Source organism: Coleofasciculus sp., from assembly GCF_046539235.1.
In the GTDB taxonomy this organism is placed as follows: domain Bacteria; phylum Cyanobacteriota; class Cyanobacteriia; order Cyanobacteriales; family Coleofasciculaceae; genus Coleofasciculus.
This window is the reverse complement of the sequence record NZ_JBKHHI010000183.1, coordinates 1-12,323: the sequence shown is the minus strand read 5'-3', so window position 1 is coordinate 12,323 and position 12,323 is coordinate 1. Positions and strand designations below refer to the sequence as shown.

Here is a 12,323-nt window from a genome sequence, read left to right as displayed (position 1 = left end):
GCGCTTTCCCAGCCTGTGAGGTACATCTAAATTAAATGTAGGGGCAATGTAGGGGCGCAAAGCTTGCGCCCTTAACAATGTATCGCATCAAACCGGAGATTGCTATAAAGGCAAGATTCATGGGAATTTGCCGCTATGTAGATGTGAGGGGTATGTCTAGAACAACCTGGGAGGGAAAGAGTTTTATCTTCAGGATGCTAAGTAAAATTACTTACTTGTAACTCAGTATTGTGGGAGATGTGAAGCGAAACAATGTCTGTAATTCTATAGTAAGTTTAATGTTACGAATTATTGCGTCATAATCCTTAATATAAGCAAATCTTACATTACAACTCTTAACATAAACTTACTTGGTTAAAAAACTCTGACAAAAGAATAAAAAGCAAGCCTCGTACCATAAGGATTTCACTGTTGCAACCCTCCAAGGAAGAATGGATAGAGTCCACGTTGACGGACAAGGGAAGTCAGCATTCCACTCTATGAACAATTCAACCTAATTAAACTGATAACCGTAACTCAAACACCACTAAACCCAGGATGTATTTCAAATGTATTTCGGTTCAACTACAGTCATAGCCTATAGTCTACAGTTTTGGGTATTACGTTTAATTTCATCTAACGCCGTAATTTCGGTGTACTCCTTAATCCAGAACTTATGTAAAGAAAACTTAAAGCATAAGATGCGCTTATTAAGGGTGTATGAACTCTAAATGAAGCTTTGATAAAGTTTATTGATTTGGAATTTTCTCTTGCTATAGTTTAACTATAGAGCAGTGGCAGAAAAAGATTTCTCTCAAATGTCTACTAATTGGGTGTGCCACTGACAGGGTAAATCCAACAACTGAATAAAAAGTCTCTGATAAGAGCAATTTATCTCTCAAATTTTTAGGGCTAGGTGAATCAGCACCAAGCTCACAGGTTCGTACATCTACTCGGAGAAAAGAATCATGAAACTCGTTGCATCTACCGCGATCGCTCTCAGCTTAACATTTTCTACTCAAGTTGGCGCAGCTCCTGTTACTGCCAATACCGGCATGGAAAATAGAGTTAAGCAAGACCAGCCTGTGAGTCCTCAACAGCAGATAGAAGATGCGACTCAGCCAGATTACTGTAGGAGGTTTATGGGGTGGCCAATGTGTTTCTAACTCAGATGAAGCGTCTCAAAGAAAATTGGCTCTGACGACAGGCATTTATATGAAGTATCCTTGGGTTGGGTAAATTCCATTTTCTATTGAAAGGATTACCGAGGAACAGACAAAACCCACTGGAACAATCATTCCAGGTAAGGTGTCTAACAAGAGTTCCGATGAGCTTCCAAGCGTCATAGAAGAGAAGTTGTTAGACTCTTGTTAGGAAACCTTGAGGTATTCGTATGAAAGGACGCCGTTCTCCATTCTGGCTACTGCCGATTATTTCCTGTTGCTGTCTCATTCCAGTTGGCTCGGCTCAAGCACAAATTTCTTCAGATGGAACATTACCAACTCCCACGAAGGTTAATACCACTGATAATAGATTCACCATTACTCAAGGCACGCGACTCGGGGATAATCTCTTCCATAGCTTTGATAAGTTTTCTGTGCCAACGGATGGACAGGCTATATTTAACAATGCTTTAGATGTCCAAAACATCATCAGCCGTGTGACCGGTGGCTCAATCTCGACTATTGATGGCTTACTCGCAGCTAAAGGTAGTGCCAATCTATTTCTGCTCAATTCCAATGGAATTATCTTTGGTTCTAATGCGTCGCTAGATTTGGGTGGTTCCTTGATTGTCACCACAGCGAACAGCATAAAGTTTGCCGATGGCACAGAGTTCAGCGCGACTGACCCTTCAGCCTCATTGCTCACCGTCAGTGTGCCAGTTGGACTCCAATTTGGCACCTCCCCAGGGCGTATTGTTAATCGGTCTCAAGTTGGTCAGAATTTAGTAACTCAAAGACCCGCAGGTCTGGAAGTGAAGTCTGGGAAAACTTTAGCTCTTGTTGGTGGTGAAGTGCTGTTAGAGGGGGGCAATCTGACTGCACCAGGAGGACGAGTTGAGCTGGGGAGTGTTTCTAGCAACAGTTTTGTTAATCTGCAATCCACAAACCGAGGTTTGGCTCTCAACTATGAGAATGTTCAGAGTTTCCAAGATATTCACCTGTCGCAAGCGGCTACCATTGATGTGACTGATCTGGGTTCTCTACCACCTCCCATCGGAACAGGTGTAGATATCGGAAGTGGTGATATTAAAATACAAGGCAGGCAGGTCACACTCACTGATGGCTCACTACTAGCCTCTACCACTACAGGCAAAGAATCGGCTGGAACTATAGCGGTTACGGCTTCAGAGTTGATCGAGTTGATTGGGACTTCAGCAGATGGTCAAGACTCTACTAGCTTGAGTACTGGCACAGTTGGTCCTGGCAACGCAGGGAACTTAAATATTACAACTCGACGATTGATCATTCGAGATGGTGCAGGAGTAGACACTAGCTCTTTCTCTACTCCATTCGTGAGCACGCCCACCCATGGTCGCAGTGGGAACTTAACTGTCAATGCCTCGGAGTCTGTAGAAATAATTGGCAGTTCTCCAACATTGGGTTCGAGTGGATTAGGTGTAGGGACATTCACTGACGGAAATGCTGGCAACTTGCAAATTATCACTAGAGAACTCATTATCCGAGATGGCGCTACGGTAACTGCGGCTAGTGAAGGAACAGGCGATGCGGGAAATTTAGCCATTACGACCAACAACTTGAGACTCCGAGACGGAGGGGAAATCAGGGCAACCTCAACTCAAGCTGGGGGAGGTAACATTGACATCACGGCTGAAGATATTCGTCTACGCGATGGTAGCTTAATCAGTACCAGTGTTTTTGATAGTATCGGTGGCGGCGGCAATATAACAATTAACTCTGATGTTTTTATCGCTCTAGAAGATAGTGACATTCTGGCAAATGCCTTTGATGGTAGGGGCGGTAATATTGAGATTATCTCTCCCGTATTTCTGGCAGACTTTTTTTCTAGTGGCCAAGCGACAGCCGTAGGTCGCAACCCAGGTTCGTTCGAGCCATTTCGGGGTAATGACCGAGTGGATATTTCAGTTGAGGCATTGGGAAGCGGCACTATTGGGAATATATTCATATCCTCTCTGAATTTGAATCAAGATTCTCTCTCGCCACTATCAACTAATTTTGTCCCGCCGGAACAAGTGATTGCTGATAGTTGCCTTACCCACCGCAATAAGGAGCAAGGTAGCTTTATCGTTACAGGTACGGGGGGTTTACCGAATAACCCCTATGATCCGTTACAGGGTCGCTATTCCGTTACTCAGGTTCAGGGAATTAGTGGCGATGCTGGACAACAAGCTACTGCGCCAACAGTCAATTCTCAATCCTCAACCCCCAGTTTCTGGAAACCGGGCGACCCAATTCAAGAAGCTCAGGGTATGATGGTAACGTCTGATGGACGTGTCGTCGTGGGTACGGCTCCGGAACTGGTCGCGATCGCGAATGCTGATGATTTAATCTGCTATCAGGCTGCATCACAAGAGGAATAGGCGGCGTGATAGTTTTACCCAACCGACTTGAACTTATGGGCAGAACTGACAGGCTCCCGGAGTCGGGGCGGGTTTAGTCAATTTATCGGTTTTGAAAAAATGTTATCGGTAAAACCTGCCCCTACACCCTCTGCTTTCAGACGCGCCATGGCATGTCTGGAACATTGCTTTCAGCTTAAGTTGACACTCATGATAGCGATGTGCCTTGATCAGGGATAATTTTCCCAAAATGGTATTCCAGAGAGTCTAAATTTAAAGTTTTAGTAAAAATTGATTCCTTTAAACCTAATTTTTCTGTTTCAATTACTTTGTCCTTGAATAAAGTAAGCAGAGAGATCTAGCTTTCTAACCATCAAGGAGCGCTCAAACATAAGATGTGGAAAGAAATTAGACAAAAAATTTGGGCAGGGCGAGGTGTCTGGACAGTTGCTCCTGGTGTGGCTGGACTCGTTATCCTATTGCGGCTTGTCGGTTTTTTGCAGGCTTGGGAATGGGCAGCTCTTGACCAATACTTTCGCTGGCGTCCACGAGAACCTGTCGATGAACGAATTCTGATTGTGGGAATTAGTGAGGCAGATCTGAAAAATGTTGGACAGTGGCCCATTCCTGATGCTGTCTTGGCTGAACTCCTCAAAAAAATCAAAGCGCAAAACCCGAGAGTGATTGGTCTTGACCTGTATCGAGATTTACCGGTTTTGCCCGGTCATGACGAATTAGCCCATGTTTTTGAAACAACTCCTAATTTAATCGGGATCGAGAAAATTAACGAGCAAGATCCCAGCGCCAGTGTGGCGCCTCCACCCGTGTTAGACGAACTTGGACAAGTGGGGTTTAATAATGTGGTGATTGATGCGGATGGTAAGCTGCGTCGCTCGTTGTTGTATATGGTTAAAAATGATCAACCCACTATCTCTTTTGGTATGAGACTGGCGTTGATGTATTTAGAAGCGCAAGATATTATATCTCAACCTTCACAAACGAATCCCCTGATTTTTCATTTGGGTCAGGGAACGTTTCAACCGTTTCAAGCCAATGATGGCGGTTATATTGATGAATTAGAACTCCTTGCCGCTCCCTGGGTTACGCTACCCGCCGATGATAGGGGTTACCAGATTTTGCTAAACTATAGGGGGTCGGCTCTTACCTTTTCCAGGGTGTCATTGACAGAGGTACTCGAAGACCGGATACCACCAGACTTAATGCGCGATCGCCTCGTTTTAATTGGGGCAACCGCAACTAGCCTGAATGATTTCTTCTACACCCCCTATAGTGGTGATAAGATTGCTACCCAAGAGCGCACGCCTGGGATAGAAGTTCAGGCTAACATGATTAGTCAATTGCTGAGTTCAGCCCTAGAAGGGCGTTCTGGACTGAAAACTTGGTCGGAACCAATCGAAGTGGTCTGGATTTTCCTCTGGTCTTTGACGGGTGCAACCCTGTGTTGGGTTTTGCGAGATGCTGGAGGTTTGGCTAAATTATTGCCGCGTTGGACAGTAATCAGCCTTTTGTTCGCGCTTATCGGTTTAGTCGGGAGCAGCTACTTAGCCTTTATGATCAGCAGTTGGTGGATTCCTGTGATTCCCCCAGCTTTGGCGTTATTGGGTGCCGCTACAGCAACGACAGGGTACATCGCCAACTTCGAGCGTGAAGAGCGACACACCGTTATGAATTTATTCGGTCGCCATGTCACCAAGCAAATCGCCGAAGCAATTTGGCGCGATCGCGAACAACTTCTCAAAGAAGGACGTCTACGTGGTCAGAACATGACTGCGACGGTTCTGTTCTCAGACCTGAAAGGGTTTAGTACAGTAGCAGAAAATATGGGTTCAGAAGTGCTGATGACTTGGCTGAATCAATATATGGATGCCATGGCGGGAACGGTGCTAGATCATGGCGGTGTTGTGGATAAGTTTATCGGCGATGCAGTTATGGCTGTGTTTGGTGTACCGATTAAACGCACGACATCCGCCGAAATTGACCAGGATGCGATCGCGGCAGTCAACTGTGCGTTAGCCATGGCACAAAAACTGCAAACCCTGAATCAAGAATGGCAACGTCAAGGCTATCCCCAAACAGCAATGCGCGTGGGAATTGCCACCGGAGATGTCGTCACAGGTAGCTTGGGGAATGCTCAAAGGCTTGACTACACCACCCTAGGAGATAGCGTAAATGTAGCGGCTCGATTAGAAAGTTACGATAAAACTCTCGATGGAGGAATTTGCCGGATTTTAATCAATGAAGAAACATACCAGCATCTACAAAATCAATTCCCCACGAAACAAATCGGTCAGGTGAGACTCAAAGGGCGCGAACAGTTAACTGCCGTTTATCAAATTTTGCTGTAGTTGTTCAAAATGCCATGTATAATGATTTAGATTTTGTCAGCCAAGAGCGCTATTGAGTCCAAAAGTCTTCAGGCAAAATTTTTCAACAGCTGGAGTAGGTGCATCACATCCCAACCCTTTGTAAAAAGACCCTTATGAAACGAAGGACTTAATCTCATGAACACCACTCGGCAAAAATTAGTAACGATCATTGCCGGGACAGCTTCAATTGTTTCCCTGCAAATGTTCGGCTTTTTAGACCTACCTGAACCCCGGATTTTTTCGTCGTCGGAGAATTTAGAATTTCTCACCTCGATTTGGAACGATCTACCTGCCAACGCAGAGTTAAACAAAAAGTCAACCCATCGTTCGTCTAAACAATATATACCACCCGTGGCAACGAATCCACGGCGGACAATAGGCTCAGGTTCACGCGGCTGTAGCCAATCGTTAACCAACGATTTAGTCACATTGTTGATCCCATCTGAGGAGTATGCTGGACAAACCACATCCGGTCATCCTACCTTTTTCTGGCACTTATCACAGCCTGTCTCTGTACCAATGCGGTTTACTCTAGTAGAACCTGGAGTGGCGGAACCGCTATATGAGAAACAGATTGATTCTTCCCAAGCCGGGATGATACAGTTGCAAGTGCCGAAAGACCGACCCGAATTGCAAACCGGACGAACCTACAAATGGTCAGTCACTCTGGTTTGTAATACCAAGCGTCCCTCAGCTAATCCCGTATTCATTAGCTGGATTGAGCGGGTATCCACACCAACCGCTTTAGAACCCCAACTGCCATCAACTCCGGCTAAGAACAATGTGCCAACACAGGTGTGGCGAGATCGCGCTTGGAGTTATGCTGAGGCTGGGCTTTGGTACGATGCCTTAGCCGATATGTCCAACGTTCAAACCGCGAATTCTAATGAGCTAGCCACCAACGATGATTTCCTGGCTCTGCTGGAGCAAGTTGGCTTGACTCAAGTGACGCAGCAAGAACGGCTTAACGTTGCCAAAAGACCGTGACTGTCGAAGAGAAAGCGGGTAAAGCGTGAACATTAGTACAATACCGGGAGTAGGGATACACCATGTAACCCTGCTCCCTATTTTCAGGTAACCATGAACCATCAACCATGAACCATGAGCAAATATCTAACGCCAATTCCCAATCAGAATAAACGGCGACCAAACGGCTGGATGATTATAATTGACATTAGAAATCATCTTCAGCTGCGCCTGTCTTAACGCTTCTGCCCGGGTGATGTTAGGTTGGCGCAGTTGGCGATAAAATTCGGCAATCAGCGGTACAGTTGCTTGATCATTGATATACCACAACGTCGCTACCGCACTCTCAACACCCGCTCGAACAGCGACACCCGCAATTCCTAAGGCGGCACGATTGTTGCCTGTCGCGGTTTGGCAAGCACTCAAGGTGAGCAGTTTCACCGCTTCTCGACGACCGCGAGAACGCAATAGATTGTCGAGTTCTTCAATACTAATTTGTTGATCATAACCCAGTATAAAGGTACTCTGGGAATCAACACCAAATTTGCCATGGGTTGCCATGTGAACCACGGAAAAATTTTTGCGTCGTAGTTTGGTTTGTAAGTTCGAGAAGGTAAATTCCTGATTAATTAACTCAGTCCCGCCTAATATTTCTTCAACTACATTTAACTCAGCTTCTACATTCGTCAGGGCGGCAAAGGGAGGTCTAGCAACTGTTAAACCCAGACTCAACACACTTAACTGATGGTGATCTAACGGTTGGCTGGTGGTCAATGACAGACTGGGAGTAATCGCAATGGGATAGTTCTCAATCAAAAAATTTTGACCATCATGTAACGCACTTATGGGTATCTGACGCAAGACGCCATCGTTGATGAAGACTAACGTCTTGGGTTGCATGACGGCTAAATCAGCTTCCATGGGACGAATCAGCAGATTATAAATTTTTTGGGCTTGGGGGATATACTGCTCCGTGGTTCGCAGTTCCAGAAAGTAGCGTAGCTGCTCAATCTCGGCTTCCATCTCTTCCTTGCTGATCGGGATAGGATAGTTTTTCAGGGAACCATCAGGCGATCGCAGGATCATTTCGGTGCGATCGTTCAAAATGATGGAATAGATGACCGCAGCATTGGCATCCGCTAACCTTTCCTCATTTTGAGCTTTGTCTTTGGCGACTTGCACGCATTCATCGCCGAAAAAGTTTTCCAACTCTGCCAGTTTCAGCAGTTCAACGATATCGATTACCTCTTTGAGGGGTGAAACCGTTTCCTGGGAGTTGACTTCGCTCAAATCGCTACTGGAAACATTGAGGAGTAAATCAATTAATTCTCGATAAATGGGTTCAACCTGTTCCCGGAAATCTAGTTGTAATTCTTTATTGGTGACTAAATCGCCGCGAATATTTTGCAACGTCGCGATCGCCCCTTCATAAGCAGAAATGGCTGAGGCGATGTCACCTCTAGCTTTCAGCATCCGCCCCGCTTGCCATTGCCAGCGATATAAACTATCAGAGGATTGAATTTGCTGGGCGCTAAATTCAGCTTGGCGGGTTAAATTCATCGCCGTGCTGTAGTCTCCGGCTGATTCATACACCTGTCCTAAGCTCCCTAGGGCAAAGGATTGGGCTTTGGCATCGCCTATTTTTTGGGCTACCGTTAAAGCTTGGGTTAAAAGCTGGATCGACTCCTGCATCGAAGCCTCTGACTCGATCTTTTGAAAACTCTCTGCCAGGTTAATCAACGTATAGGCTTTCTGTCGCGAATCAGGTATTCCAGGGAGGAGTTCTCTGACTCGTTGCCAATTGCTCTGAAGAAATGCCTGATCAGCATCACTCAAGGGTTCGGCTGAATTGTCAGCGACATTGGCTGAATGACGACTAATCACCCAGCGATTTAAATTCATTAAGGCTTTTATTTCGGTCAAACTTCCTAAGGCTTGAGCTGTTTCCAGACTTTGCTCAAAGAATGTTCTCGCTTGCGTCCAATCCTGAAGCGCCTCTTGGGTTAAGCGCGTCGCCTCTTGAATATCTCCTTCTAACTCAGCCACCTGCGCCTGATAATTAGACCGGGTGGCTCGGCTGACATAAACATTCCCTAAATTATTTAAAGCCGTGGCAATAAAACTGTTATTATTCAGTGTCCGGGCAATTTTGAGGCTCTGTTTGTGGGCGGAAACTGCTTGATCATAGTTGCCTAAACTCCAGTGGGCATTGCCTAAAGCGCCTTGAGCGGCGGCTTCTGTCAAGGGATCTTGGTATTCGGTGGCGAGTTCAATGGCTGACTCTAATATAGTAATCGCTCGCGGATGTTGTCCCAAATCATTGTAAGCTTGGGCTTGTTCCGTTAATAGCCCAGCTATCCGTTTCTGGTTTTCGGCATCCGGTGAAGCCTGGTAAATTTGGATCGCCTTTTCCCAGTGCGCGATCGCCTGAGCCAGTTCCCCCGTTTGCCGATAGGCTAAAGCCAGGTTATTGTGAACAATTGCGCGATCGTTTTCGTCGGTAATTTGAGGTAAGGCTTGTTCCCATAAGTTAATGGCTTGGGAAAATTCTCCGATTTGATAGGATGCAATTCCCTTGGACACGAGCTGTTTTTCAGAAGTCGGTGTGAGCAATTGCTGCTGTTGAATTTCTGTGGCGGGTTCGGCTTGCCCAGTGGACCAGGGATGAAAGCTGATACAAAAGACAAGGCTGGCTAAAGATAATCCAATAAATCGACGCCAAAGCTGCCAACCGTGGGACATTTTTCGGAACAACGATAACGATTAACTCTATTTTAAGCAATTTCTATCTGAACTGGGAGGTCTGAATTTGAAACTCAGGGTTTATCAATGGTCAAAAACAGGGGATAAAGAGTCTCCTAAGCTGCTACTATATTGTATTTCTTCCGGTAATTGATTGTGAAAGCAGAACAATAAATAAGTAGGTAGGGACAATAAGAGTTAACGGCTGATAACTCGCTGCCCTTGAGAAACAAGCTACCTCATTCGCCTTATGTCTTATGTTTATGTAATGGTTTGAAATCTATTTACATCACTTAATATAGTTGAGTTTATTTCCACCAACCTACTTATAAAGAATATTACCTAGCATGAATGTTATGTGGTATAAATTAAGTTTTTGGACAAATATACGCTTAAAACAGTCCGGGGTTTCTCTGCATCCTTGTCAACCGATGACCTTTGCGCTACTGTTTTATGTTTAAACGGTTTCTTTGGGCTTTAAATCTGGTGTACTTGAGCTGGAGTGGTATCGCCTTAGCTCAAAACTTACCACCGATGAGCCAAACTACTCCAGAGATTCCACCGGGTATCCTGGAACCCACTCGTCCTAATCTGCCTTCTTTGCCAACGACGCCCCCAGAGACACCCCCACCTCTTCCGCCACTCACACCCACCCCAGAACCCTTTCTGACGCCATCACCCGATGTGGAGGTTAATGTCACGGTTGAACGAGTTGAGGTATTAGGGAGTACGGTTTTTTCTTCAGAACAATTGCAAGATGCTGTTGCGCCCTTTATTGGTCAAAATGCTTCCTTTGAAGAACTCTTAGCGATTCGCACGGCGATTACCGAGTTATACACGGACAATGGCTACACTACCTCAGGTGCTTTTCTTCCGTCTCAGGATATTACCGATGGTGTGGTGAGCATTCAGGTGGTTGAAGGCAGCATCGAACGCATTGATATTCAAGGATTAGAACGTTTGCGGGATGACTACGTGCGATCGCGGATTCAGTTGGCGACGCAAACCCCGGTGAATATTGGTCGCCTGGAGGAAGCGCTGCAACTGCTGCAACTTGATCCGGTACTTGAGCGAATTCAAGCCGAGTTATCAGCGGGAACCATGGCTGGGACGAGTGTATTAACCCTACAGTTAGAAGATGCAAAACCTTGGACGAGTTCTGTGACTATAGAGAATCGAGACTCTCCCAGTGTCGGTTCCTTGGGGGGAACGGTGAGGGTAGAGAATCGGAATCTATTGGGATTAGGCGATCGCATCAGTGCCGATTATGGCATAACCGAAGGTGTGGATCAGTATAGTCTGAGCTATGAAATTCCCCTCAATCCCAGAGATGGCAAATTAAGTCTCAGCTACAACCGTAGCGATAGTGATATTGTTGAAGATCCGTTTTCGGTCTTAGATATTAACTCCAACTCAGAAACCTTTTCTGTTGGGTTTCGCCAACCGATAGTCCATAAGCCAACGAGTGAATTTGCCCTTTCTTTGTCCCTGGATTTGCGTCAAAGCCAAACTTTTGTCCTGGATGATATCCCCTTTTCCTTTTCCCTGGGACCCGAAGACGGGGAATCGAAAGTAACTGTGGTGCGGTTTAGTCAAGACTGGCTCAACCGTTCCACCGATCGCGTCTTAGCCGCGCGATCGCGGTTTAGTTTTGGCTTAGATGCTTTTGATGCCACAATCAATGACACGGGTACGGATGGGCGGTTTATGAGCTGGGTGGGACAGTTCCAGTGGGTGCAGGCTTTAGGCGCAGATAATATCATTATAGCTCGCGCTGGAGCGCAACTATCGAATGATTCTCTCTTACCTCTAGAACAGTTCAATATTGGCGGAATTGATACAGTACGGGGCTATCGCCAAAATCAGCGTGTGGCTGACAATGGGATTGTTGGTTCCGTGGAAGTTCGTTTCCCTATTCTCAGCCAACCCGAGGGAATTGGAACTGTGCAAATCGCTCCTTTTTTCGATATTGGTACGGTTTGGAACCACGAGGATGAGGTTATCAGTCCGAACACCTTAGCCAGTATTGGGTTAGGGCTTTTGTGGCAACGCGATCCCTCGTGGTCAGCACAATTGTATTGGGGGATTCCCCTGACTAGCGTTGAGGATGAAGGCGGTTCTCTACAAGACAATGGGATTACTTTTTCCATTCTTTTTCAACCCTTTTAATCCTTACTTTTCACGGGATCTGGAAAACCTCTCTCCAAACCTCTCTCCATCCCCCCTTGCCCCCTTTGAAAGCTATCCCTTACTCGCATCTTTCTTGAACTACCTGAAACCATTGTGAAACAAGGGTTTCAAGATTGATTCATTCCACTAGACTTGACAAATCACCAAAAAGCATTCTTGATAAAAATCAAGTTTTATTGAGAATTAGCTATGTAGGAATGGGGGTGGGAGAAGGCGAGAGCGATCGCTGGAGTTAATGTTAAGAAAGATGTGAGTAATGCATAGCTCTTGTAGGGGGGAACCGGATTTTAGATGTCATTTGTTTATGTCATTCAGAGTTCGCTTATTCTAGGTGAGATGTCTACCATTATCTGATCGCGATCGCGCCCTAACCTCTTGTTTAATTCAAGGCAGCCATCGGGAATGAGACGATGCTGAATTAATCAACAAACCTTTTAATAAACCGCCGTCATAACCCACCGACTTATCTGGCTTTCTCACCAATCAAAAAAAATCCGATGAATCTCTTGATTTATGCG

The 12,323-nt window shown here is 45.7% G+C and carries 6 protein-coding genes; 5 read left to right on the top strand and 1 reads right to left on the bottom strand.

Translation table 11 applies throughout. From position 1 onward, the window contains the following. Positions 1 to 947: 947 nt before the first annotated feature. The 4 genes from ACLFWI_RS16725 to ACLFWI_RS16710 all read left to right on the top strand — a co-directional run bounded on the left by ACLFWI_RS16725 (position 948) and on the right by ACLFWI_RS16710 (position 6,894). Entirely contained in the window at positions 948 to 1,145 is a 198-nt protein-coding gene (locus ACLFWI_RS16725) for a hypothetical protein (RefSeq protein WP_446413854.1), read from the top strand. A gap of 227 nt (positions 1,146 to 1,372) precedes the next feature. Then, entirely contained in the window at positions 1,373 to 3,541 is a 2,169-nt protein-coding gene (locus ACLFWI_RS16720; RefSeq protein WP_446413853.1) for a filamentous hemagglutinin N-terminal domain-containing protein, read from the top strand. Between the two features lie 374 nt (positions 3,542 to 3,915). Continuing rightward, positions 3,916 to 5,886, top strand: a complete 1,971-nt coding sequence (locus ACLFWI_RS16715) for a CHASE2 domain-containing protein (RefSeq protein ID WP_446413852.1) — start codon at positions 3,916 to 3,918, stop codon at positions 5,884 to 5,886. Between the two features lie 156 nt (positions 5,887 to 6,042). Continuing rightward, positions 6,043 to 6,894, top strand: a complete 852-nt coding sequence (locus tag ACLFWI_RS16710) for a DUF928 domain-containing protein (RefSeq protein ID WP_446407276.1) — start codon at positions 6,043 to 6,045, stop codon at positions 6,892 to 6,894. Between the two features lie 126 nt (positions 6,895 to 7,020). Here the strand turns inward: ACLFWI_RS16710 and ACLFWI_RS16705 are convergent, their stop codons facing one another. Continuing rightward, entirely contained in the window at positions 7,021 to 9,615 is a 2,595-nt protein-coding gene (locus tag ACLFWI_RS16705; protein WP_446413851.1) for a CHAT domain-containing protein, read from the bottom strand. Between the two features lie 453 nt (positions 9,616 to 10,068). Between ACLFWI_RS16705 and ACLFWI_RS16700 the strand changes: the two genes are divergently transcribed. Next, on the top strand, positions 10,069 to 11,784 hold the full coding sequence (locus tag ACLFWI_RS16700; protein ID WP_446413850.1) for a ShlB/FhaC/HecB family hemolysin secretion/activation protein: 1,716 nt from the start codon (positions 10,069 to 10,071) through the stop codon (positions 11,782 to 11,784). The last annotated feature ends 539 nt before the right edge of the window (positions 11,785 to 12,323 follow it).

Bases quoted from the DNA above. Each gene is read 5' to 3' on its own strand.
- ACLFWI_RS16725 (WP_446413854.1), top strand. From the start codon at position 948: ATGAAACTCGTTGCATCTACCGCGATCGCTCTCAGCTTAACATTTTCT.
- ACLFWI_RS16720 (WP_446413853.1), top strand. From the start codon at position 1,373: ATGAAAGGACGCCGTTCTCCATTCTGGCTACTGCCGATTATTTCCTGT.
- ACLFWI_RS16700 (WP_446413850.1), top strand. From the start codon at position 10,069: ATGTTTAAACGGTTTCTTTGGGCTTTAAATCTGGTGTACTTGAGCTGG.
- ACLFWI_RS16710 (WP_446407276.1), top strand. From the start codon at position 6,043: ATGAACACCACTCGGCAAAAATTAGTAACGATCATTGCCGGGACAGCT.
- ACLFWI_RS16705 (WP_446413851.1), bottom strand. From the start codon at position 9,615: ATGTCCCACGGTTGGCAGCTTTGGCGTCGATTTATTGGATTATCTTTA.
- ACLFWI_RS16715 (WP_446413852.1), top strand. From the start codon at position 3,916: ATGTGGAAAGAAATTAGACAAAAAATTTGGGCAGGGCGAGGTGTCTGG.